Consider the following 24,303-nt stretch of genomic DNA (forward strand, 5'->3'; position numbering starts at 1 on the left):
TTTAAAAACTATTCTTTTATTTATTTTATAAAAATTAAAAATCATAATCTTTCAAATCATAATATTTTGCCGCTTTAATAAGTAAATCTTTAGAAGCTTTTTCTACTTGCTTTAAAACATCATTAAAAGATAATAAAATACTTTCTTGAATTAAATCTAAATTATTCATTAAATCTAAATTTTTAATAAAAACATCAATTACTTGTTTTGTTCCTTGCATAACAATAACAATATCACCTACTTGTGAAGTAAATTCTCTTAATTCTAATTTTTTTTGTTCTTTATCTATGTTTTCCTGAATTTTTTTTAATTTATCAAAAATTTTCATATTAAAATTCCTATTCATAAATAATTTTTACTTTTTCACTAGTAAATAATGTTTCAGCTTTTTTTATCAAAAATCTTTCGTCTATCAAAAATTCTTCATTTAATTTTAATACTGAATTTTTTTCATAAAAATTAGTTTCAAAAAAATTTAAGTTTAAATCTTCCTTATTTTTAGTTTCTAAAAATTTTGAATAAACAGGTTTTATTATTTCTTCCCAATCTTTATTTAAAATAACAAAATATTCATTAATTAATTCTTTTTTAGCATTTAAAATTTGTTTAATTTTTTCTCTAGTATCATTTTTTAATAATATCTTATAATCTTCTTCATTTTCACATGATAAAAGTAAATCTTTATTAAAATTTATTAATAATGCTTTTGATTGATATAATAATCTCGCAATACCAGCTAATTTCGGAATAGGATAATTTTCTAATTTTTTCCATCCTTTACAAATTAAATTTATTTCTAAATTATTAGAACCAATTAAAATATTAATAATATCGTTTAAAAAATCTTGTTTAAATTTTGTTTCGTTTTTGTCTTTATTATCATAATTGTAATTATTTTTAGAAAATAATTCTTTTTTCAAATTTTCATCTTTTGGTTTTATTGATAAATTATTATTAATTTTATTAAAATTTTCTATTTTAGGAACATTTATTTGTGCTATTAATAAATCATGAATTTGAATGAAAAAAATAATTAATAAATATTTTTTATGTTCGGATATTTTTAAATTATTTTGTAATTCTAATAATTTTCTAAAAAATTTTTCTTTTGTTTGAAAATTTAATTTTTTTAAAAAATTAAAATTTTCTTCGTAATTTTCATAACAATTAATTATTTTTTTTGAAACGAAATTAATAAAATCATTTAAAAAAAGAACATAATTTATATTAGAGTCTAAAATTTCCTTTAAAAAAGAAATAAGAATTTTGACATCATTTTGAAATAAAAAATGAAATAATTGTGCTAAATTTTTTTCAGAAATGATACCCAATATTTCTATAATATCTTTTTCTTCAATAATATCATTTTTATAAGAACTAACTTGATCTAATAAATTAATAGCATCTCTTAAACTACCATTAGAATAAAAAGAGATTTTTTGTAAAGCTTCTTCTGATATATTTATATTTTCTATAGAAACTATTAATTTTAATCTATTTTGAATATCTTCGTAAGAAATATTATTTAAACGAAAATGTTGAGTACGAGATAAAATATTTTTAGGAATTTTATTAAATTCACTAGTGATTAAAATAAAAACTGTATTAGAAAATGGTTCTTCTAATATTTTTAATAAAGCGTTAAAAGCATTATAAGATAATACATGAACTTCATCAATAATATAAACTTTATATTTTAATAAATTAGATTTATAATGTATTTTATTTTTTAATTCTCTAATATCATCTACGCCACTATAAGAAGCGCCGTCAATTTCGACAACATCTAAAGTAGCTTGTTTATCAATAACGGCGCAATATTCACAACAATCTTTATTATTATCTTCGCAACAATCTTCTTTTTCGAGAAAAAAAGAACAATTAATAACTTTGGCAAAAACTTTAGCTAAAGTAGTTTTGCCGATCCCCTTATTGCCACTAAATAAATAACAATGATGAATTTTTTGATATTTAATAGAATTTTTTAAAATTTGTATAATTATATTTAATCCGACTATATTTTTAAAATTTTTAGGTCTATGTTTTAGATATAAGGCTTGATAATTCATATCTTTTTTTAGAAAAAAATCCTTTTATAATAATTTTAAAAAATCTTTTAAACATTTTTAATTTCAATTTATAAAATGTTTTTTTAAAAAACTACATATTAAACTATGACATAATTTATATCAATAATTAAAAAAATTAAAATTTATAAAAAACTTGATTAATTAATTTTCACCAGCAATTGTTAAATCTCCAGCATAAACACTAGGACTTCCAAACCCTGAAAATTGAAATACTAAATCATTAGATATCCCTTTTAAATTTAATAAAATATCAAAAAAATTACCAGAAACAATAATCATTTTAACAGGTTTAGTAATTTTACCCTTTTCTATTTTAAAACCAGCCGCTTGGAGACTAAAATCACCACTTATATAATTAATTCCTGCATGAAAACCAATTATATAATCTATATAAACACCTTCGTTAATAGAAACAATCATTTCTTCGAAATTTTGTTCCCCTTTTTCTAAATACATATTAGTCATGGAAATAGAATTATCAAAACTGTTACCAGTAGGCGGAACATCAAAAATAAGTGATGTTTTTAAATTATGGATAAATTGTTTAAAAATACCTTTATCAATAATTTTTTTAGTATAACAAGAAACCCCTTCATCATCAAATTTATATTGAAAAAGTGCTTCTTTGCATAAAGGATCGTCAATTAAAGTAACTTTTGAAGAAGCTATGTTTGTACCTTGTTTATCTTTTAATTTAGTTAAATTACGATAAGCGTTCATACCGTTAAAAATACAACTAAAATTTTTTAAAAAATTAGCAAAGATTTTATTTGAAAAAACAACTGGATAAGTTTTAGATTTTAAAGATCGAGATGTTAATTTTGATTCTCCTAAGGATATTATTTTTTTAGCGTATTTTTTAATATCGAATTTTTCAAATTCTTTAACTACAAAATATTCATAAATTTCTTCTATATCTTTATCTTTTTGAAAAACACAAGAAACAGAAATAGTTAAAAAACTTAATTTGTCTTCTAAATTTAACCCTTTAGAATTAACTATTCTTTTTTCTAAATAAGTTTCTTTATAAGAAATAGTATCAATTTTTTTTAATAAAACACTTTTTAATAATTCTTTTTCTAATTGAAATAATAAATAATATTTTTTTTGAATATCAATTTTTGAAAAATCAAAATTAGAATTATTTACCATAGGATAAGAAGGAGAACCTTCAAAAATAATATCTTTTTCTTTAATATTTAAAACTGAAATTTGATTTCTAAGATTTCCTAAAATATCTTCCATTTCAGTTTCATCTATTTTTTCTAAATACATAAAAGACTTTTTATTTTGAAACAAACCTTTAATGGTTGTTCCTAAAACATCATTTTGAACATGTTCGTGAATTTTACCATCTTCTAAATTAACAGTTATACTTTTGCTTCTATCAGTTAAAATTTCTAAAGCTTCAAAATTTTGAGATAAAGCTGTTTTAAACCATTTTTTATAATTTATATTATCATTTTTAATCATTTTTTTGACTTCCTCCAACAATCATATCTTGAACTCTAATAGTTGGTTGACCTAAATCTACAGGTACATATCCAGAAACAGAACCACAATATCCTTGATCTAAATCTAAATCATTAGCGACACGATCAATTTTTAATAAAACATTTTGCCCTTTTCCTATTAATATCATTCCTTTAACAAACTTAGTTAATTTTCCTTCTTCGATTAAATATCCAGATTTAACCATGAAATTAAATTCTCCTGTAGTAGGCATAACTGTTCCTCCGCCAAAACTTTCGGCATATAAACCATTTTTAGTATCTTTAATAATTTGTTCTGGAGTATCTTTTCCAGCAGCAATGTAAGTAGAATTCATTCTAGAAGTGGGCGAATATTTATAAGATTGTCTTCTGGATGAACCAGTAACTTTCATTTTCATTTTTAAGCTATTACGATAATCTATTAAATAATTTCTTAATATCCCATTTTCAATTAAAAGATTTTTTTGTGTTGGAGTTCCTTCGTCATCAAAATTTAATTTTCCCCAAGAATTTTGAATAGTACCATCATCATAAGCAGTTACAACATCTGAAGCTATTTTTTTATTTATTTTATCACAGAAAGGAGATAATCCTCTAGCAATAGCAGTCGCTTCTAAAGAGTGACCACAAGCTTCATGAAAAATAACTCCTCCTGAACCGCTCTTAATAACTAAAGTCATAGTTTGAGGTTTAATTGTTTCGGCCGTTAATAACATAATTGCTTTTTTAGCTGTTTTGTTAGCTATATCTTCTAAATCTATAAAATCAAAAATTTCTAAACCCATAGAACGACCTCGGTGTTCATTGAATTCTTCCATATTTTTGTTATCTTTAGCAACAGCTGTCATAGAACACATAATATAAGGTCGATAATCTTCTTGATAAATACCTTTAGAATTAACAACTAAAATTTTTTGTTCTTTTTCTTCAAAATTAACTATACTTTGAATAATTTTAGAATCATATTCTTTCATAATTCTAGATAATTTCATCACTTTGTTAATTTTATCAGAAATAGTCCAACTATTAAAATTAATTTTTATATTATTGTTTATTTTTTTAGATTCTCCGAGCGGAATTATTTTTTTAATTTTTCCATCATTATTAACATTTTTTTGTTCTTCTATTAAAGAAACTATATATTTATATTCTATTTTATTAGTATAAATATATATTTCATCCGTTTCTTTTAATAAACGTATTCCTAATCCGAAAATATAATTTGTACTATACTTCTCTACTTCTTTATCTATAATTGTTAAGTAATTAGAAATATTATCTTCAAAAAACAATTCAATAAAATCAAAACCTTTATTCAATCCTATTTGTAAAATATCTTGAATTTCACTTTTTGATAACATAAAAATAATTTCCTTTAATTTTTATAATTTTATTTATTTTTATAAATAAATAATATTTTCATTTTATTTAATCTTAAAAATGAATTTAATTATTTTAAATAAATAGTATTTTTTATTTCATTTTAATTTGTAAAACTTTATTATTATAAGAAACATTATTTTGAGATTGAACTTGTTGAGCTAAATTCACAGGAATTTCAAAAACAGTCTTATTATGGAAATGTTTAATATTTCCAATATTTTTACCATAAATATTAAATTTATCTTTTAATAATTTTAAAAGCAATGAAGGATTTATACCATCATTTTTTCCTAAATTAATAATTAACTCTGTTATTGATTTTTTATTAAATTTATTGTAACTGTTGTTATAATTACCATTTGTTTTATTAAAACCATTCGAAAAACTATTTGATTTAGAATAAGAATTTTTCAAATCATTTCCTTTATAAATTTTGGGTTCTGATATATATTCGTAATTTTTATCTTTTGGGGCTAAATGTTGTAAAAGAGCCGAAATAATTTCTTTAGGTTCTTTGTCTTTTAACAAAGTATCAACGAAAGGATTTTCTTTTGTTTCTGTTTTTGAATTTTCTTTTATTAAATGCAAAATTTGTTCTTCAAAAAAATTATTTTGTTCTTGTTGGATTTCTTCTACTGTTGGAATATTTAAATAAGTCATTTTTTCTTTTAAATAATTCATTAGTTTTTTAAATTGGAAAACTTTTCTTAAACCAACAAAAGTATATGCTAAACCTGTTTTCCCAGCTCTACCTGTTCTACCAATTCTGTGAACATAAACTTCTTCTTCATGAGGTAAATCATAATTAATAACCATTTTAATATCAGAAATGTCTATACCTCTAGCAGCAACATCGGTAGCAACTAAAATTTTAATATTTTTTTTTCTAAAGTTATTCATAACATATTGTCTTTGATTTTGTTTTAAATCACCATGAATAGCATCTACTAAAAAATCTTTATCTTGTAAATAATTTAAAATTGCATCTACATCTCTTTTAGTATTAGCAAAAATAATTACTGAATCAGGATTTTTTTGATCTAAAAGTCTTACTAAAAGTTTATTTTTATCAAATTCTTTTACAACAAAATAAAATTGTTCAATTGAATTAACAACAATTTGATCTTGTTTAGCTTTTAAAATTTTAGGATTTTTTTGATATTTAAAAGCTATTTCACGAATAGCATTAGGCATTGTAGCTGAAAATAAAATAGTTTGTTTTTCTGTTGGAATTTTAGATAAAATAGTTTCAACAGCTTGTTGAAAACCCATTTTTAACATTTCATCAGCTTCATCTAAAGTTAATATTTTTACTGATGATAATTCTACTTTTTTTCTTTCTAATAGATCTATTATTCTTCCAGGAGTAGCAATAATAATTTGTGGTTTTTTTTCTAAATCTTGAAATTGTTTTATATAATTCTCTCCGCCATAAACAACGATCGCTTTAATTTCAGAATAAAATTTTAGTAATTTTTGAATTTCTAAAAAAACTTGTAACACTAATTCTCTAGTAGGACATAATATCAAAGATTGAACTTTTTTTAATTTAGCGTCAATCTTTTCAATAATAGGAATAGCAAAAGAAAAAGTTTTTCCCGTTCCTGTTTGTGATTGAGCTATTATATCGTGCCCTTCTATAATTTCTGGAATAACTAAAGCTTGAATTGGTGTAGGAGTTATAAAATTTAACTCTGTCAATGCATCTTCAATTGGTTTTAATAAATTTAAATCTTTAAATAAAATACTCATTTCATTTTTTCCCTTGCTAATTATTCAAAATAAAAATATTTATTTTCATTAAAAATATTTAGTAATTAATTTGTAATAAAAAAATTATTTTTAAATTTTCTATTCTTTTAATTAATAAAAAGAATAAAAAAAAATAAAATTTTATTAATATTAAATTTTATTATCTAAAATTGAATTTCTGAAAATAATATAAATAAATTTTTTTAGGAAAAATAATATATTTCGTTTTAATTTAAAATAAATTTATTCTATATCAACCAATAACAAACTCTACATCGATATAATCTAAAAATATTAATTTCAGGTAACAAAAAAATAATAAATTTACAATTTCTATATTTCTAAATTAATTAAATATCTTTCATTATATTATACATTATTTTTTAGCAAAACAAAAATATATAATATTAAATTTTGGAAATAAATTCCAACATTCACAATAATAATTTAAAATATATGGATAAATATTGATTTAGAATTTATTTATTTTTTTATTATCTAGAAAATTAAAATATTTTCATTTAATAAGAAATTAAAGATATTTATATTGAGTTTTTTATTTCATTTATGAAATAAAAAAACCTAGTTTATCATAAACTAAGTTTTATAATAATTTTAAAATGTACTACTCTTATTAAAATAGAATCAGTTAAAAAATTATATTTAAATCAAACTATTTATTCAAAAAAATAATTTGATTTATTTTTTTACTTAAATTAAAATTTAACTTCAAAAGAAAATTTAAAAAATAATAAATATTTATAAGGTTTAAAATAAATAATTCATTTTTTAATTCAAAAACATTATTTTAAAATCTGTTTATTCAATTGAAAAACTAATTATAACTTGAATAACTAAACGCAGTTTTTTAAAAAAATATTTCATTTTTTTAAAAAACTGCATTATATTATTATCACTTTAAGGAGATAGATTTTAATTATTTATATTCTATATTTTTTTATTTTTCTAAGGTTTAAAGGCCTACAAAAAGAGTTTGGTTTTTATGGCGTTGGTTTTCAATCAATTATTAGATTATGTAAATAAATTTCTAAACTTTTAAAAAATCTATAACACTTCTGTTTTTCATTTTTTTCTCCTTTTAGGTTGTTTGTTAGATAAAAAATAAAAAAACTAAATGTTTAAATTTAGGTAAAATGAATAACTAATTTATTCTTCGATGATGACTTTATCTTCTCCAAAGAAATGAACAGCTAAATCGACTATGATTTTCTTTTTGGCCTCTTCATAAGTGATATGTGGGTCTAAAAAAAATTTTTGATAAGCTTCTTTTCCGTATTGCCGTAATAAATCATCGAAATCTTTACAAGTTTGGTCGTAAGAGGGTAAAATGCTTCTGATTTTATAAGGAATTTGTTTTAAGGTTAGTTGTTCTCCTAAGGCTTAGCTTCGTTTTCGCCCTGTTTCGTCGTTATCTAAGGCGATAATCACCTTAATTTTTTCTTTTGAGAGAATTTCTAATTGAGATTGGGAAAGTAATTGAGTAACAAAAATGAGACCGACCACGTTTTTAATACTATTTTGCCAACAACTAATTACATCAAAAAAACCTTCATAAATGATGATGGTTTTCGTTTTTTTAATATACGGTAAAGCTTCAAAAAAACAATAACTAAAATGAAAGGTTGGGGTTTGACTAAAATTAGTTAAAGCTTGGTATTTGGGTAGAAAGTAAAAAACTTCGCGAAAATGATTTTGATAAAAATGAAAAGTTTGATGATAACCATTTTCAATGGGGATAATAATAGAACCATGGAAAATATCATGAAAATATTTTTTTCCTTGTTGATTATTTTTTTCTTTAATAAAACCATATTCTAATAATTGATCGATATTAATATTTTTCTTTTGACAGTAATTTATGAGACGAAAGGATAAAGGTTTATCAGATAAGGGGGTGTAAACCAAGTTTAAATTCTTTAATGGTTTCTAAAGCGAGTTTTCTTTTTTGAGTTAAATAAGTTAATCCTGGTTGACTTTCGTTATTTCGGTTAGAAGTCAATAAATAATAATAATAATCTCTAATTTGATTAAATAAGGGTGAGATTTTTTTAAATAATTGTTTCTTTTTGATATTAATTTCCTTTTCGTCAATTGATTGTTTTGATTTAATAGGTTGATATGGCTGTTGAAAAGGGTTAGTAGTTGTTTTCGTTGTTTCTTTTTCTTGTTGACTTAAGGTTTTAAATTCGAAAGAATTCATAAATCCTTCTATTTTTTGAATTGTTTCATGAAAGGATTTAATTTCGACGGATAGCTATATAAACATCAATAATATCATAATCGCGAACACATTTCCAACAATGAATTTTATTAGTTGAAGTCAAATGACAATAAGTAGGATTCTTTCCTTGATGAAGGGGGCCAAAAGGGAAACGTTGTTTGATGTTGAAATTTAGCAGTAAAATATTTAATTTTTTTAATAAAACCACCATCGGAAAATGGTTTTAGGATGTGTTTTATTTTTTCTTGATAATTCATTGAGTTTCCTCCTTAATAACTTTCTAATGGATAAGGTAAAACATAACCGATTTCTTGAAAGGTTTGAGTGGTCATTTCAAAATGATAAATTAAGTTTTTTTTGGTGCCATTTCGATTCTTTTTAATAGATAATTCAATAATTTTTTGAGATTCGTTATTTTTTGATTCTAAATATAATTGATTTAAATCTTGATTATAGATATTTAATGGTTTTTCTTTGTCTTTGGATATTTTGGGTTGGAATTTAGACATCATTAAGACGATATCTGAGTTAGTTTCAATTCCACCACTTCCTTTTAAAGCTGTTATTTCTGGTGATTTACCTTGGTAATTGTTGTATGTATCTCTTGAAAATTGAGATAAAATGATAATAACGATGTTTAATTCAATGGCTAATTGTTTTAATTTAGTCATAATTTCGTCAATTGCTAGACGGTCATTTTCTAAGTGGTTTGTGGTTTTGGTTATTTGAAGGTGGTCAATGACGATAATTTCTGCTTTTTGTTCCAAAGAAAAACGATAAACTAAATCAATTACATAATCAATATTTTTGCTTTTATCATAACTAAATGATAAATTTATGTTGGCAAAAAATTGTTTTGCTATTTTCATCCTTTCCGTGTATTTGAGTGGTGCGATGTTTCAATCTTCTAAATTTTTATCTAAAATAACATCTAAGGGAATTTGAGTTTGGCAGGCTAATAACCGACTTAAATTTTCTTCTAAAGTCATTTCGTAAGAAAAAACTAAGAGATGAGGATGATGGTGAGTTTCTTGATGCTTAGTTTTGGTGATATCTAACAGCAGATTATAAACAAAATTGGTTTTGCCTAATTACTGTATTACCTACCCATCAATGGTGATAATTTGACCCTTTTTAAATCCTTTCGTGGCATGATTTAATCCTTTGAAAGTTTCTGATAAACGGTAATATTCTTCTTGGATTTTTTATTTGGATTGCTGATCGGTTTCAAAAAATTCAGGATGGACAGAGAACATTTGGTTTAAAGTTAATAAGGTTTGGTCTGATTTGTGGGAAATGAAAAAAAGAAATTTTCTTAATTTATCAAAGATTTCTTGATAATAAAAATGTTTATGATAAGGATCTTTATTTTCAAAAGAATGACTAATAATTTTTAAAAGTTGTTGAAAAAGTTTTTCTTGGGTATAAGTATGTTTTAAGTTATCTAAGAAATCAAGGTTATTTTCCTCAATAAAATCATCACTTAAAAAAGATAATGATTTTTTATTAAAGTTATCTTGGGGGAAATGGGTTTGGAGATAGGTGAATAATTCTTTGATTATCTCAGTTTGAGATTTTATTTTATCAAAGGGATGTGTTGTTTGTTTTTCTAAAAATAAATATTTTAAGATTGTAAATATTTTTTTATGTTGTTTATCTAAAAAATATTGTAAATCAATCAGTTGAAAATAAAAACTTAATTGGTTAACTTTATTTTGGTTCATATATGAAATGATTTGTTTTAAAGCTTTTTATTCGTTGGTTAAAAGTTTCATGATTTTAACTTCTTTATTATTTTTTAATCATGTTAATATCCCTAAAAGGGAGGAATTGGTTAGTAAGCAATGTTTTTAAAAAGATGTTCGCTTGAGGCGAAAAACAATCAATCACCTGGTTAATTCCTGGGATTTTCCCTTGATTGATTTTCTTATTTAATCTTTGAGCTTCCACGATGTTGTTAGTTAATAAATAGAACTCAAAAAGGGTATCGAGTTTTTTCAGTTGTTGGGCTTCAATAATCGCTTGATGATAACGATCATGCAGACAAGTTTTAATACTAAAGGCGATGATTCTTTTTGTTTACGTAAATAACACTAAATCAAATTTAATGTCTGAAATGAAGAATAAATAAGCTTGAGGATATAAATGAATGATGTCTTGGTTTTAAAAATAGAATAAAATGAGATATTCATTGATTTTACCGAGGATCACTTTTTGACTTTGAGAATAATAGTTGTTATCAGTTAAATATTGATTAAGTAGATGGATGTTATGATTAATATATTCATTAAAAGCCAGTAAAAAACTGGTTTTAACAAATAATCTTTTTAAAATAGCGACACATTGAGTGTTAATGTTAAATTGTTTAATGTGGTAAAAATCTTCGTTAGTTAACATCTTACTTCCTTTCTCAAAAAAAAGACCTTTTTCGAAGGTCTTTTCTTCTTAATTTTTTTCGTTTTCCAATAACGGTCCCATATCAGATTTAATCGTTTTAATTTTCCCATTATGGTAATAAAAATAGCGATTACTGTTTTGACATTTTTTCTTAATAACAATAACCATTATCTTTCTCCTAGATATTTCATAATTTTTTGGATATTGGATGGAATTGGGTCACTTCCGTTTAAGATTAATTTATTAATGCCACACTAGCGTAATGAGTTAAATAATAATAGTATCCTTGGCGAACGGTTTGAAAATAAGTTAATGATTGTCTTTCAATAAGATCTCTTTAATGATTTTTTTGTTTTTTCTTTCTGGTTTTTCCGATAAGAGGGTCAATATCTAAATAAATTAATAAATTGGGTTTTCTTAATATAGTTTCATGATTTATTTTAAAGATTTTTTTTAAAGGTAAAAGTTGTTTCTTTTCTTTGAAAAAAGGAAATAATTGATAAGCATAAGTAGATGGTAACCAACAGTCTAAGATAATTAATTGGTAATTTTTTAATTGGAGGGAAATTAATTCCGCTTGGATTTGAGACATATTCACGAAACTTAAATAAAAACAAGTGAGATAATCTACTTGTTGAAAATTTAAAAATAAATTTCTAATTTCCCTTCCAAAAGAACTACTTCCTAAACCTTGATAAAGTTGATGCAGGATTTTTAATTGGGGTTGAAGGGTGTGAATAAGAGAAGTTTTCCCACTACCATCTAACCATTCAAAAACGATTAATTTCATGATTGTTTTATCCTTTGATTTTTAATTTGGGCATAAAAAAAGACCTTCATTTGAAGGTCTAAAAGTATTAATTAATTATTTGATTTTACTTAATTGTTTTAAATAAGTGGTTTTTTCTAATTCTTCTTCGGCTTTGGTGAAAAAGGCTAAGTATTTTTGACTATCTTGAATCATTTTAATGATAAATGTTTTATCTTTATAAATCCGAACAACATGAAAGTTTTTGTCATCAAAATAAACTAAAAAATAAGCGAAATTCGCTTGCGAACAATAAAGTTGACATTGAACTTGGGCCCAGTAGTATTGAGGGATATTTTCTATTTGAGGATTGGTTAAAAAACTAGTCCAAGTGGATGAGACTTCTTTGTTTTCATTCACAAAGGGACATTTAATTTCTAAGACAACTTGATGTTGTTCATTGTATCCGTCTAAAGAAGCTGAAAATTGTTGGCAATCATCATCTACAAAAATGGCATCTTCGAAAGTTAAATTAGTTTTTTGCATGAAAAATTGACGCGCGATTGGTTCCATTTTTTGACCATGGAGGGTATATTGATTAACGGTAAAGGTTGTCCCAAAGAGTTTATCATGAACTAATTGTTTCATGGAACGAAAGGGATCTAAACCCGTAATAGAAGCAATTTCAGAAGCGTTAATGTATTTTTTTCGATGTTGATACCATAATTTAGTGCGTTGATTTAAGTTTTTGATGCGCATAATAATTATTCTTTCTTAAATATTTTCTTAAATAATAAAAGAAATGAAAAATGAACTGTTCCGTTTTTTTAGACAATTTTAAAAATTAAAATTGTCTAAAAAAACGGAACAGTTCAACCCCCACCCCACCAACTAAAAACCCAAAATTAAATATTAACTTTTAGAAATATTTTGTTTAAAAGAGTAATTTTCAAAATAAAAATCATAAGTTTTAATAACTCTTTTTTTTATAAGAAAAAATAAAATAAAATTAACAATATTAGATATCAAAACAGGAATTAAATTTAACAACCAAATCACCATAAATTGCATTATTTTAGAAGCATCCTTAAAACAATTTAATAATATTTTACAATCTGTTTTTAATATTTCTTTTTTAATGCCTTCATACCAATATAAATATCCACTTAATACTCTTGATATGCTTTGTAACAGAACAATTAAAATAAAACAAATTATTATTTTTTTATAATTATTTTTACGAAGATCCATAAAAATAGCAATAAAAATATAAGCTAAAATAGGAATAAAGGTACCATAAAAAACTAAAAAAGCAATTGTCATTGGACCTCTGTCTGGAATCCATTGTATACTCATTAAATATTGAGGCAAAGAATATAAAATAATGTCTGCTACTATATATACAAAAATAAAAAACAAAACATCTCTTAATGAAAAAAATAAACATAAAAAAATTAAAGGAAGATGCCAAAAATTCCAATAATTAGAACGCACAATAGGCATCTTGTTAAAATTAGTTTTACTTAAATAAACTAAATTGATTTGAAATAACACTAATGAAGTCGAAATTATAAGAGAAGATAAAATTATTTTTGTTAATTGAATATTTTTTATATTTTTTTTCATAATAAAATTATCTCATATCTTTATAAAATATAAATAACATTTTAATAATAAAAAAATAAATTATTTATTATTAAATTAAATAAAAATTAATTAAAACACAACTTCAATATTATAATTAAGATTAAATTTGAATTCAAATTTAATCTTAATCAAAAAAATATTATAAAAAATTAGACTATATTTATAATAATTTTTTAATATTTTAATAAAAAATTTATATTTTTTTAATTTATAGAGATATATTAAATAAAATCTTTTTGTAATAAATATTTTTTGGTTATAAATAAAAAATATTAAATTTCCTTTAAACAAAAGTTAAATTTATTTTGTTTTATCATTTCAATTTCTTTTTGATAAGGAGGCATATTATTGATAAAAGGAGTTTCTAATATTTTAGGCAAATGTGAAAAACAATCATAATAAATAATTTTGATAAGAGCATCAAAACCTATTTTTCCATAACCTATATTTTCATGTCTATCTTTTCTACTACCTAAATCATTTTTAGAATCATTAATATGAAGAATAGTTAAATATTTTAATCCGATAATGTTATCAAATTCTTTTATTACTTTCTGAAAATTATTTTTAATGTCATAACCTGCATCAAAAACATGACAAGTATCAAAACAAACACCTATTCTATCTTTGTTATCGATTAAATCAATAATTTCTTTTAATTCCTGAAAACAAGAACCTATTTCTGTTCCTTTTCCAGCCATAGTTTCTAAAATTATTTTAATTTTTAAAGAATTTGTATTTCTTAAAATTTGATTAATTCCTATAGCAATTAATAGAATTGCTTCTTTTTTAGTTTGATCAAGATGATTTCCTGGATGTAAAACCATTTGTGGAATTTGTAATTGAGAAAATCTTTTTAATTCTTCTGTTAAAAAAGAGATAGTAAAATTTCTTTTTTCTAAAGAAGGATTAGCTAAATTAATAATATAAGGAGCGTGCCCTACTAAATCATTTAATTCAAAATTTTTTATTTTCATTTCTTTTAATGCTTCTTGTATATAAGTTTGAGATATATTTGTTCTTTGAGTATTTTGAGGTGCTCCAGTGTAAATCATAAAAGTATTAGCGCCAAAAGATAAAGCTTGTTTAAAAGAATCTAAATAAAAAAAAGGTTTTTTAAATGATACATGACTACCTATTTTAATCATTTTTTCTTGAAAAAATACCTTTCTTTTTATGAATTACAGAATTTGTTTTTGAAATAAACTTTTTCTTTTTCGAAAAAGAAAAAGTTCTCTTATTAATATTATTTTTCTTATTAATATTATTTTTCTTATTAATATTATTTTTCTTATTAATATGATTTTTCTTGTTATTAATATTTTGAGAATTTGTTATTTTTATTTCGCTAAAACCATTCGCAGTTAAAGCTATTTTTTTAAAAACAATATTATAATTTTTTTGAATTTTTATTAAAGAAACTTGTTCTTTATCATCGTAAAAAAGAACTACTTTACCTTCTTTCCCCATTCGTCCTGTTCTTCCGCTACGATGTTGAAAAAATTCTAAATTTTTTGAAGGTAAATTATAGTGAATAACCCACTCAATATCTAAGTCTAAACCTCTAGCACATAAATCACTAGTCAAAATATATTGATATTTATTTTTTTTAATTTCTGACATTAAATATTTTCTTTTTTTTACACTTAAATCAGAAGAAAAATTTAAAATATTAAAATTATAACCCTTTAAATATTCATATATTTTAGATTGTTCTTCTTTTTTAGAAACAAAAATTAAAGCCGAATAAGGATTTAAATTTTTCATGAAATGAATTAAATCGTTCAAACGTTTATTAGGAAAACTTTGTAAAAGATAATATGTTAAATTTAATTTTTGTTGAGAATGAACATCTAAAAATAATGATTTTCCGAAATATTTTTGTATAAAAGGATTCATATTTTTGGTAATTGAAGCAGAAAATAATAAAATTTTAGGTTTCCATTTTGCTAATAAAACATCTAATAAAGCTAATGAATTTTGTTCAAATAAAGTATCCGCTTCGTCTATAACTAAAAAAGAAGATTTAAAAATATTAAGTTTTTTAAAAACAGTAATATATTCAATTAATTTATTTAAAGTAGTTATAATCAAAGGAGGTTGTTTTTTTTCTAAACTTTTTAAAATTTTTTGTTTATCCATGCCTCCGTAAAAAATTTTTACTTGAGAAGTTCTTTGTTCGATTTCTTTGATCATTTTAAAGACTTGAAAAATTAATTCATTAGTCGGAACAATAATAACCCCTTGAATAATATTTTTATCCCAATCAATTTGGCTTAGAATTGGCAATAAATAAGCATGAGTTTTTCCTGTACCTGTGGGAGCACTTCCTACCAAATTAAAAGGTTTTGAAAAATTTTCAAATACTTCTTTTTGAATAGGTGTTACTTTTTCAAATTTTAATTGTTTTAATTTTTGTTTAATATAATTTTCCATTTTTATATCCTTATTATAAAAATCAACAATTTAAAATATTAGTTTTTAAATATTTTTTATATTATAATTAATATATAATTGAAATATTTTTTTAATTCTTTATTAAATAATTAATATAAAAAATTAAAGAATTAATATAAAAAATTGATATAAAAAAATTGTTTAAAAAAAGAGGTTTATTAGTGAAAAAAAAATTAGATTCTCGAAAAGATACAAAAACAAAAAAAAAAAAAATTAATCATCCATTGAAAGATAAAAAAACAAAAAAAGAAAAAATTAATCATCCGTCTATGAAACAAAATATATCTTGGAAATCAAAAATTTTCTTTTTATTTTTAATTTTAATTTTAACCTCACCATTTATACTTATCGCAATAAAAATATATAATAAAAATATGTAAAAAATAAATTCAAAATAATTAAACGAGCTTTTAAAAAAAGCTCGTTTTTTTAAATCTATTTATTTTTTTAAAATTAAAAAATTATTTTTTCGAAGATGAATTATTTTCGATAGCTTTTTGTAAATATTTTTCTACTTGACTCCAATTGATAACATGATAAAAAGCTTCTATATAATCTAAACGACGGTTTTGATAATTTAAATAATAAGAATGTTCCCATAAATCTAAACCTAATAAAGGATGCCCTATATCTAAAACTGTATTTTGATTATGAGTATTAACTATTTTTAAATTATTTTGAAAATCGCAAATCAACCATGTCCAACCGCTTCCAAAAAGATTTATTGCGCTTTCTGAAAAACGATCTTTGAAAATTTCTAAATTACCAAAATATTTTTTAATTAAATGATTTATTTTAAAATAATAATCACAAATCTCATTTAATTTTAAAATATTCCAAAAAAAAGAATGATTAAAATGTCCTCCTCCGTTATTTAAAACAGTTTGTTGAATATCTGCTGGCAAAGAAGATAAATTTTTTAATAAAAATTCTAAATCTTTATTACTTATTTGGTGTTTTTGTAAAGCTGCATTAAGATTATTAACATAAGCTTTGTGATGTTTAATATAATGAATTTCCATTGTTTTTGAATCTATAAAAGGTTCTAGAGAATCATATGTATATTTTAATTGTGGTAATTTAAATAAATTGTCTGTCATTAATTTAAGACCATTTCCTTTCACAATTATAAATTCAATTATCTTTTATTAAAAAACAATTAAATCAAATTTTTAATCGTAACATCTTTATTATATAATAAATAATGTATAAAAGAATAATTGTATTGTCAAAAAAATTTAGAACTTTTGGGAAATTTCTAAAATTTCTTTACCTGTTAAAATTTTTGTAGATGAAATATCTGAAAAAATTATATTTTTCCAATTATTTATTACTTCATCTAATAAAAATATAATAGCATTAAAAAAACAATATCCATCTCCTACTGTATCATCAGAATAATTTATAAAAAAATGAGTTTGATTTTTATCATTTTTAAGTTTTAATATTAAAGGTGACGTGTTTGAATCAGATTGATTTATAGAATCCAAATTTAATTTATCATTCACATATAATTCTATTTTTTTATTCAATTTTTCTCCTAAAAAATCAATAATTCCGCATATTAAAGGAGTGGATGCTGTCTTTAAAGTACCATTTAAAATTTGTTCTATAAATATTTCTTTATCACCTATCCATATATTTCTATATTTTTCTATATTATTTTGTAAACCTATAATAAATTGATTCAATCCTAAATAAGCTAAAGCTTTGGAATAATTGTCAAATTTGGATAATAATTCTTTGGGAGTTAAAAAAACATTTTTTTGTTCATATTCATGATTAATAATTTCTTTTGTGTTTTGTTCTTCTTTTTTAATTGTTTGTTCTTTTTCAGCTTCTTGTTTTGCTTTTTTAATTGTTTGTTTTTTTTCTATTTGTTTCACAAAAATAAAAAAAATAACAATAAAACTGGGAATAATAAAAAAATAAAAAATATTTTTGATTTTCAATATTAAAACCTTCTTTTATTATTTTAAATTTATTTCGAAAATTATTTTTAAAAATAAAGAAAAAATATTTAATAGATATTTTTTTATTTATAACTATATATATTATTAACCATTTATAATAAATTTAGTATTTAAAATTTTAGAAAATTATTTTATTTTATAATTTAAAAAAATATTTTTCTAAAATTTTAACGAAAACAATCATAAAATAAAATTACATTTTTAAAATAATTAAAATATTTTATTTTTTGTAAATATAATTTGAAAATATATTCAAAAATATATTATAATTAAAATGCAATTATAAATTCGAAATTTTGTTATTTTATTTTGAAATTTTTCTAAATATTTTATTTTTTAAATATTTAATGTTACAAAAATAAATTTTTATTAGTTTTTAATTCAATTCTTATTTTAATATATAATTTTTTAATCAATTTATTTTTTAAACTATTTAAAAATAAAATGTTTTTATTAAAATTAATAAATTTTTTATAATTAATTCTAATTATTTTTAGAATAAATAAAATCAAGTATAATCGCTTTAATTTCTCTTTTTTCTTTATTGTATAATAAATTAAGGAAATTATTATAATGTTAAAAATATTTAAAAAAAATTTCGGAAAATTTTTGATTATTCTTATTACTTTTTTGATTTTAACAATTCCTATTTTATCCTTTTTATCAAAAAAAGATCCTGAAAAGGACGAAAACAAAATTGTTATTATCGCAACAACTACCATTTTAGATGATGCAATAAGACATTTAATAGGCGAAGTAGATAAAGAAGAAAATGTTGAATACAAAAAAATAGAAAGTATTATTTTCAAGGATCCTTTAATGGGAGTAGGAATAGATCCACATAATTATAAAACTAAATTATCAGATCGCAGAAAAATTCAAAAAGCTGATTTAGTAGTTGTTAACGGTTTACATTTAGAAGCTAAAATGGTCGAAGCTTTTAAACTTTTAAAAAAAGATACATTATTCCCAATTGGTGATAATTTAGAAAAAGAAAATATATTAACAGAGGAAAATTCTAAAGATTGTGATCCGCATATTTGGTTTGATATTGATTTATGGAAGAAAGCAGTTGATAAATTGAAAGATAGATTAGAAAAAATAATAACTAATGAAAACGAAGAAGATAAAAATAAATTAGACAACAATTATAATTTATTTAAAAAATCATTAGAAGATTTAAAAGAAAATATTATTTATAGAACAAAAAATTTAAAAAAATTAAAAGAAAAAAATAATAATAAATTAATTTTAGTAACAGCTCATGATGCTTTTTCTTATTGGCAAAAATTTTCTAAAGAAAATGATTGTGAATTTGAATTAAATTCTATACAAGGGATTTCAACACAAACAGAAGCTAATATGAAAAACATAATAGAATTAGCAGAAAAATTAGCTCTTAATGATGTGAAAGCTATTTTTAAAGAAAGTTCAATGCCAAAAGATTCCTTACAAAGTTTAAAAGAAGAAGTTGATAAATCTAGAAACAAAAAAGGATTGAGTCCTATATTGATTCCTGAAAATGAAGAATTATATTCTGATTCTTTAGGAAAAGACGGAAAAGAAGAATTAAATAAGCGATTTTATAAACACTCTACTTATGTAGGCGCTTTTTTAAATAATATGAGAATTATAGAAAAATATTTATCATGAAAAAAAAAATATCAATTCAAATTAGAGATTTAACTGTTGCTTATAATTTAAAACCTGTTTTATGGGATATAGATATCGATATTTATAAAAGTTCTTTAACAGCTATTTTAGGCCCTAATGGAGCAGGAAAATCTACTTTAATTAAAACTTTGATAGAATTGATTCCTAAAATCTCAGGAAAAGTTTTATTTAATAACGAAAAATATAAAAATATAAGAAAAAAAATATCTTATGTACCGCAAAGAAATTCTGTAGATTGGGATTTTCCTACTACTGTTTTTGATGTTGTTTTGATGGGTAGATATGGACATTTAGGATGGTTTAAGAGACCTACTCTTTATGATAAAAAAATAGTTTTAGATTCTTTAGAAAAAGTAGGAATGACAGAACTTAAAAATCGTCAAATTTCAGAACTTTCTGGCGGACAACAGCAAAGAATTTTTTTAGCTAGAGCTTTAGCACAAGAAGGTGATATTTATTTAATGGATGAACCTTTTCAAGGAGTCGATATTCAAACAGAAAAAAAAATTATAACTGTTTTGAAAGAATTACAAAAACAACAAAAAACTATTGTTGTAGTTCATCATGATTTAGAAACTGTTAAACAATATTTTGATCATATTATTTTATTAAATATTCAAAAAATAGCTAGTGGTGAAACTGATAAAATATTTAATTCAGAAAATATAAAAAAAACTTATAAAAATTATCAAATAAATCCAAAAACTAAATAAAAAATGCAAAAAAATAATATTTTTGAAAGGAGTTAAAATTAAATGAATATTGATGATGTGAAATCATTTTTTTCTTTATTAAATACTTATACTACTTTTAAAATTTTTATAGGTTCTTTTTTATTAGGAATAACATCTGGTATATTGGGTATTTTTATTAATTTAAAAAAAAATCCTTAATAGGGGATGCTATTTCACATACTGTTCTTCCAGGGATTGCTCTTTCTTATATCTATTTTCGGGAAACTAGTGAATGGGTTATTTGGATAGGTGCTTTCGGAGCTTCTTTAGTATCTTTATTTTTAATGGAAGTTATCAAAAGATATTCTAAAATTAAATCAGATACTATTTTATCTTTAATTCTAGCTTCTTTTTTTGGTTTAGGAAATGTTTTGATAGCTTATGCGCAAAAAGGAACTAATGATTGTTCTATTGCTGTTTTAGAAAAATTTATTTTAGGTCAAATCGCTTTAATCTCACAAACACATGTTATAATGGTTAGTATTATAACTTTTTTAACTATTTTAACTATAGTATTTTTATGGAAAGAATTAAAAATTTTTACTTTTGATGAGTCTTTTTCTCAAATTATAGGCTTTAATAATATTATTTTAAAATTAATTTTAAATACTTTATTGATAGGTTTAGTTATAATTAGTTTAAAAATAACAGGAATTATTTTAACTAGTGCTTTTTTAATTATGCCAGGAATAATAGCACGTTATATAAGTGATAAATTATTAACAAACATAATAATTGTTTCTATAATTTCTTTTTTATCTAGTTTTATTGGAATAATCATTAGTCTGAATATACTTAATATGCCAACAGGACCTATTATTATAGTTGTAAATACTCTTTTTATTTTGTTAACTTGTTTATTCTCTCCTAAATATGGAGTTTTGAAAAAATTTTGGAAACAAAAAAAATATCAAAACAAAATTAAAAAATTTAAAAAATTAATACATTTTTATCATAAGGAAGAATACGATGAATTTCAAAAAAAAGATTTTTTTTTATTTGATGAGAAATATTTAACAAAAAAATCTAAAGAAATTAAAATTACTCCCAAAGGAATTAATTTAGTAGAAAATTTAATAAATGGTGAAATTTGATTATGTATTTTATTGATAAAATTGTAAATTCTTTCGAAATAGATATTTTTTTAATTTTAATTTTCTGTTCTTTGTCTTTAGCTAATTTAGGTGTTTTTTTAGTTTTAAAGAAAGTTTCTATGGTTATAGATGCTATTAGTCATAGTGTTTTATTAGGAATTGTAATTGCTTATTTAATAGTAAAAGATTTGAACTCTCCTTTTTTAATTATTGGAGCAACTTTAATAGGAATTTTAACTTTTTATTTAATAGAATTAATAAGTAAAAATAGTAAAATATCAAAAGATTCAGCTATCGGAATTATTTTTACTTTTTTCTTTTCTTTAGCAATAATTATTATTAGCATATATATTAGAGATATTCATATAGATACTGACGCTGCTCTTTTAGGGCATATCGAATTAGCTCATATTTCACAATTATATAAAATAATTACTATTTTCATATTAAATTTATGTTTTGTTATTATTTTTTATAAAGAATTAAAAATTTTTATTTTTGATCCTTCTTTAGCTAATATTTTAGGATTTTCTTCTCTTTTCATTAATTATAATTTGATGACTTTAACATCTTTGACAGCTGTTATTTCTTTTGATATAGTCGGTACAATAATGGCTATTGTTTGCATGATAGGACCTGCTGCTACAGCTATATTGTTAACTAAAAGATTATCAATAGCTTGGGGATTATCTTTATGGATATCTTTTGTAAGTACTAGTTTGGGTTATTATTTAGGAATTTATTTTGATCTTCCTGTTTCTGGATTAATTTCAGTAGTTATTTTATTTATTTTTTTAATTGTTTTATATTTTGAACCAAAAAATGGAATTATAGCTAAAATTATTAAAAATTATTTTTATAAAAAATCTTTTATGATAATTATTTTATTAATGCATTTGGAAAATCATTTTCAACAAAATGAAAAAAATTATATAAATGATGTAAAAAAAGATTTAAAATGGTCTTCAGAACGTTACAAAAAATGTTTGAATAAAGCAATAAAAATAGGATATATAATAAATAAAAATTCAGAATTAATTATTACTGATTATGGAAGAAAATATTTATATAAAAAAAATCAAAAATTTGGATTAATTCATATTAATTAAAATTTTATAAGTTATTTTATAAAAAAGTTCAACTTAATAATTTGAACTTTTTTAATAATTTAAATTTAATTGTTATAAATTTTTATAACCGAAAAGACTCACACTGAACCCATATTTTGTTACAACTTTTTAACTTGTAAATAATCACCAAAACCACTTTTTAAGTCGTATAACCTCATCTTTTCTCGTAAAAAAACTTTTTTGAACTACGGAAATTGTTGAATTTAATTTCCTAATTTTAAATTTTTTTTCAAGACAAAAGACGAAACCATTTTAACTCTCACTTATTAGTTAACCAAAAAAAATAAAAAAATCGTCTCCAAAATAAATTATTTTTCAATTTTAGCTAATTTATTTTCCATAAGGATAGTAAAATGGTGCTTTATTAAATAAAGGAAAAGGTTTTGAATGTTAATTAAAAAACAAATTGAGTTGTTACAAACGGTAATTCTTTATCAACGTCCTGATTTATCAAAAATTATATTACCTTTAGTCAAAGTTTATCAAAAAACTTTAACCATTACGAGAATTTTAACACTTTTAAAAATTAAACGTCATCTTTATTATTATTGGCGAAAAAGTCAAAAACCGAAAAGAAAACGTCAACATAATTATCAATTAATTACTAAAAGAGTAAGTTTATTATGTCAAAAATATCATTACGCTTGTGGTCATCGTAAAATTACCATTTTATATCGTCATACTTTTTCAGAAAACGTTAATCATAAAGTAATTTTAAAAATAATACGCCAAAATAATTGGTTAATGAAAATGGCGTCGTCCCCACACTAAAAATAAAATTTTTCAAAAAAATCTCACTTATCAACCTAATTTAATTAAAAATCATTTTCACACCGATCAACCTTTAACCAAACTTTATACCGATTTAACTTGTTTTAATACTAACCAAGGATTCTTATGGGTGTCTGTAATTTTAGATGGTTCTCATCAACAAATTTTGAGTGTCCAAACCAGTTTACGTCCTAATTTAAAATTAATCCAAGCTACTTTTAAGGTTATTCCTAAATTAAAACGCCCTTATATTATTCATTCTGATCGTAATGGGGTTTTATACTAGTCGGGTTTGGCAACAAACTTTACAAAAAAAAGAGTTTTTAATTAGTATATCACGATCTGATTGTCCCAATGATAATGCTTGCCCCTATTGAATCTTGGTTTAGTAATTTGAAAGGTTGGTTTAAAAAGTCGTTATGGTGATTAATATTCACATTCTTTTACGAATATAATTAAAAAAATTCAAGAATTTAAAAATTTTTATAATCAAAAATGGTTAATTAAAAAAATTAATTATCAAAGTCCCTTAACTTTTTTAAAAAATCAAATTATTGACAATAAAATAAGGGTTTAATTAAATAAATTTATTTTATCTATTTATAGTTATTAAATAAGCGCTTTAGCGCGTTCATCTTTTTGTTTCATATTATAAATATCAATACTTGGTAAGGTAATTAATTTAAAAATTAAAATTATTTAATGATTGAAATAAATT

At 21.9% G+C, this 24,303-nt stretch carries 20 protein-coding genes and 3 pseudogenes; 8 read left to right on the plus strand and 15 right to left on the minus strand.

Annotation, left to right across the window (positions count from 1 at the left end; translation table 11 throughout):
• Nucleotides 1–34: 34 nt before the first annotated feature.
• The 13 genes and pseudogenes from RS022_RS03915 to RS022_RS03975 form a co-directional block, all read right to left on the minus strand.
• Nucleotides 35–346, minus strand: coding sequence for a YbaB/EbfC family nucleoid-associated protein (locus tag RS022_RS03915; RefSeq protein ID WP_268849853.1), 312 nt, complete (start codon nt 344–346; stop codon nt 35–37).
• A complete protein-coding gene (dnaX, locus tag RS022_RS03920) occupies nt 339–2,069 on the minus strand; it encodes a DNA polymerase III subunit gamma/tau (RefSeq protein WP_268849854.1) in 1,731 nt (576 codons plus the stop codon). The genes RS022_RS03915 and dnaX overlap by 8 nt, the downstream gene beginning before the upstream one ends.
• A gap of 162 nt (nt 2,070–2,231) precedes the next feature.
• Nucleotides 2,232–3,563: a TldD/PmbA family protein gene (locus tag RS022_RS03925; RefSeq protein WP_268849855.1), complete on the minus strand. Its 1,332-nt coding sequence runs from the start codon at nt 3,561–3,563 to the stop codon at nt 2,232–2,234.
• Nucleotides 3,556–4,944 carry a TldD/PmbA family protein gene (locus tag RS022_RS03930; RefSeq protein WP_268849856.1) on the minus strand — a complete coding sequence of 463 codons (1,389 nt, stop codon included), beginning with the start codon at nt 4,942–4,944 and terminating at the stop codon, nt 3,556–3,558. Before RS022_RS03930 ends, RS022_RS03925 begins: the two co-directional genes overlap by 8 nt.
• Before the next feature lie 112 nt (nt 4,945–5,056).
• The gene (locus RS022_RS03935) at nt 5,057–6,718 is read right to left on the minus strand and encodes a DEAD/DEAH box helicase (RefSeq protein ID WP_268849857.1); all 1,662 of its coding nucleotides are present in this window, start codon (nt 6,716–6,718) and stop codon (nt 5,057–5,059) included.
• A 1,167-nt stretch (nt 6,719–7,885) separates the two neighbouring features.
• A pseudogene (locus tag RS022_RS03940) lies at nt 7,886–9,217 on the minus strand (toprim domain-containing protein).
• A 12-nt stretch (nt 9,218–9,229) separates the two neighbouring features.
• A pseudogene (locus RS022_RS03945) lies at nt 9,230–10,684 on the minus strand (replicative DNA helicase).
• 67 nt (nt 10,685–10,751) lie between these two features.
• A pseudogene (locus RS022_RS03950) lies at nt 10,752–11,357 on the minus strand (hypothetical protein).
• A 337-nt stretch (nt 11,358–11,694) separates the two neighbouring features.
• Complete coding sequence (locus RS022_RS03955; protein ID WP_268849858.1) at nt 11,695–12,147, minus strand: dTMP kinase; 453 nt, start codon at nt 12,145–12,147, stop codon at nt 11,695–11,697.
• 75 nt (nt 12,148–12,222) lie between these two features.
• Complete coding sequence (locus RS022_RS03960; protein WP_268849859.1) at nt 12,223–12,864, minus strand: YqaJ viral recombinase family nuclease; 642 nt, start codon at nt 12,862–12,864, stop codon at nt 12,223–12,225.
• A 153-nt stretch (nt 12,865–13,017) separates the two neighbouring features.
• Entirely contained in the window at nt 13,018–13,731 is a 714-nt protein-coding gene (locus RS022_RS03965; protein ID WP_268849860.1) for a hypothetical protein, read from the minus strand.
• A gap of 293 nt (nt 13,732–14,024) precedes the next feature.
• Nucleotides 14,025–14,900: a deoxyribonuclease IV gene (locus RS022_RS03970; protein ID WP_268849861.1), complete on the minus strand. Its 876-nt coding sequence runs from the start codon at nt 14,898–14,900 to the stop codon at nt 14,025–14,027.
• The gene (locus RS022_RS03975) at nt 14,893–16,188 is read right to left on the minus strand and encodes a DEAD/DEAH box helicase (protein ID WP_268849862.1); all 1,296 of its coding nucleotides are present in this window, start codon (nt 16,186–16,188) and stop codon (nt 14,893–14,895) included. The genes RS022_RS03970 and RS022_RS03975 overlap by 8 nt, the downstream gene beginning before the upstream one ends.
• A gap of 182 nt (nt 16,189–16,370) precedes the next feature.
• On the opposite strand from RS022_RS03975, the gene RS022_RS03980 reads away from it, so the two are divergent.
• Entirely contained in the window at nt 16,371–16,589 is a 219-nt protein-coding gene (locus RS022_RS03980; RefSeq protein WP_268849863.1) for a hypothetical protein, read from the plus strand.
• Nucleotides 16,590–16,670: 81 nt separating this feature from the next.
• On the opposite strand, the gene RS022_RS03985 is transcribed toward RS022_RS03980, so the two are convergent.
• On the minus strand, nt 16,671–17,309 hold the full coding sequence (locus tag RS022_RS03985; protein ID WP_268849864.1) for a superoxide dismutase: 639 nt from the start codon (nt 17,307–17,309) through the stop codon (nt 16,671–16,673).
• 138 nt (nt 17,310–17,447) lie between these two features.
• Complete coding sequence (locus RS022_RS03990) at nt 17,448–18,161, minus strand: hypothetical protein (RefSeq protein WP_268849865.1); 714 nt, start codon at nt 18,159–18,161, stop codon at nt 17,448–17,450.
• Between the two features lie 594 nt (nt 18,162–18,755).
• On the opposite strand from RS022_RS03990, the gene RS022_RS03995 reads away from it, so the two are divergent.
• From RS022_RS03995 to RS022_RS04025, 7 genes are all read left to right on the plus strand, one after another.
• Nucleotides 18,756–19,835 (plus strand): metal ABC transporter solute-binding protein, Zn/Mn family, encoded by a 1,080-nt coding sequence (locus tag RS022_RS03995; protein WP_268849866.1) that lies wholly within the window; start codon nt 18,756–18,758, stop codon nt 19,833–19,835.
• Entirely contained in the window at nt 19,832–20,569 is a 738-nt protein-coding gene (locus tag RS022_RS04000; RefSeq protein WP_268849867.1) for a metal ABC transporter ATP-binding protein, read from the plus strand. The genes RS022_RS03995 and RS022_RS04000 overlap by 4 nt, the downstream gene beginning before the upstream one ends.
• Nucleotides 20,570–20,611: 42 nt before the next feature.
• The gene (locus RS022_RS04005; protein ID WP_268849868.1) at nt 20,612–20,749 is read left to right on the plus strand and encodes a hypothetical protein; all 138 of its coding nucleotides are present in this window, start codon (nt 20,612–20,614) and stop codon (nt 20,747–20,749) included.
• 35 nt (nt 20,750–20,784) lie between these two features.
• On the plus strand, nt 20,785–21,684 hold the full coding sequence (locus tag RS022_RS04010) for a metal ABC transporter permease (protein ID WP_268850217.1): 900 nt from the start codon (nt 20,785–20,787) through the stop codon (nt 21,682–21,684).
• 2 nt (nt 21,685–21,686) lie between these two features.
• Nucleotides 21,687–22,793, plus strand: coding sequence for a metal ABC transporter permease (locus tag RS022_RS04015; protein ID WP_268849869.1), 1,107 nt, complete (start codon nt 21,687–21,689; stop codon nt 22,791–22,793).
• Nucleotides 22,794–23,201: 408 nt separating this feature from the next.
• Nucleotides 23,202–23,585: a hypothetical protein gene (locus RS022_RS04020; protein ID WP_268849870.1), complete on the plus strand. Its 384-nt coding sequence runs from the start codon at nt 23,202–23,204 to the stop codon at nt 23,583–23,585.
• Between the two features lie 130 nt (nt 23,586–23,715).
• Nucleotides 23,716–23,871 (plus strand): hypothetical protein, encoded by a 156-nt coding sequence (locus RS022_RS04025; protein ID WP_268849871.1) that lies wholly within the window; start codon nt 23,716–23,718, stop codon nt 23,869–23,871.
• Nucleotides 23,872–24,303 lie beyond the last annotated feature (432 nt).

The organism is Candidatus Phytoplasma rubi, from assembly GCF_026821955.1.
GTDB lineage: Bacteria > Bacillota_I > Bacilli_A > Acholeplasmatales > Acholeplasmataceae > Phytoplasma > Phytoplasma vitis.

What these genes read in the sequence shown, in the direction of transcription:
- RS022_RS03915 (WP_268849853.1), bottom strand. Translation starts at nt 346, where the DNA reads ATGAATAGGAATTTTAATATGAAAATTTTTGATAAATTAAAAAAAATT.
- dnaX (WP_268849854.1), bottom strand. Translation starts at nt 2,069, where the DNA reads ATGAATTATCAAGCCTTATATCTAAAACATAGACCTAAAAATTTTAAA.
- RS022_RS03925 (WP_268849855.1), bottom strand. Translation starts at nt 3,563, where the DNA reads ATGATTAAAAATGATAATATAAATTATAAAAAATGGTTTAAAACAGCT.
- RS022_RS03930 (WP_268849856.1), bottom strand. Translation starts at nt 4,944, where the DNA reads ATGTTATCAAAAAGTGAAATTCAAGATATTTTACAAATAGGATTGAAT.
- RS022_RS03935 (WP_268849857.1), bottom strand. Translation starts at nt 6,718, where the DNA reads ATGAGTATTTTATTTAAAGATTTAAATTTATTAAAACCAATTGAAGAT.
- RS022_RS03955 (WP_268849858.1), bottom strand. Translation starts at nt 12,147, where the DNA reads ATGAAATTAATCGTTTTTGAATGGTTAGATGGTAGTGGGAAAACTTCT.
- RS022_RS03960 (WP_268849859.1), bottom strand. Translation starts at nt 12,864, where the DNA reads ATGCGCATCAAAAACTTAAATCAACGCACTAAATTATGGTATCAACAT.
- RS022_RS03965 (WP_268849860.1), bottom strand. Translation starts at nt 13,731, where the DNA reads ATGAAAAAAAATATAAAAAATATTCAATTAACAAAAATAATTTTATCT.
- RS022_RS03970 (WP_268849861.1), bottom strand. Translation starts at nt 14,900, where the DNA reads ATGATTAAAATAGGTAGTCATGTATCATTTAAAAAACCTTTTTTTTAT.
- RS022_RS03975 (WP_268849862.1), bottom strand. Translation starts at nt 16,188, where the DNA reads ATGGAAAATTATATTAAACAAAAATTAAAACAATTAAAATTTGAAAAA.
- RS022_RS03985 (WP_268849864.1), bottom strand. Translation starts at nt 17,309, where the DNA reads ATGACAGACAATTTATTTAAATTACCACAATTAAAATATACATATGAT.
- RS022_RS03995 (WP_268849866.1), top strand. Translation starts at nt 18,756, where the DNA reads ATGTTAAAAATATTTAAAAAAAATTTCGGAAAATTTTTGATTATTCTT.
- RS022_RS04000 (WP_268849867.1), top strand. Translation starts at nt 19,832, where the DNA reads ATGAAAAAAAAAATATCAATTCAAATTAGAGATTTAACTGTTGCTTAT.
- RS022_RS04005 (WP_268849868.1), top strand. Translation starts at nt 20,612, where the DNA reads ATGAATATTGATGATGTGAAATCATTTTTTTCTTTATTAAATACTTAT.
- RS022_RS04015 (WP_268849869.1), top strand. Translation starts at nt 21,687, where the DNA reads ATGTATTTTATTGATAAAATTGTAAATTCTTTCGAAATAGATATTTTT.
- RS022_RS04020 (WP_268849870.1), top strand. Translation starts at nt 23,202, where the DNA reads ATGTTAATTAAAAAACAAATTGAGTTGTTACAAACGGTAATTCTTTAT.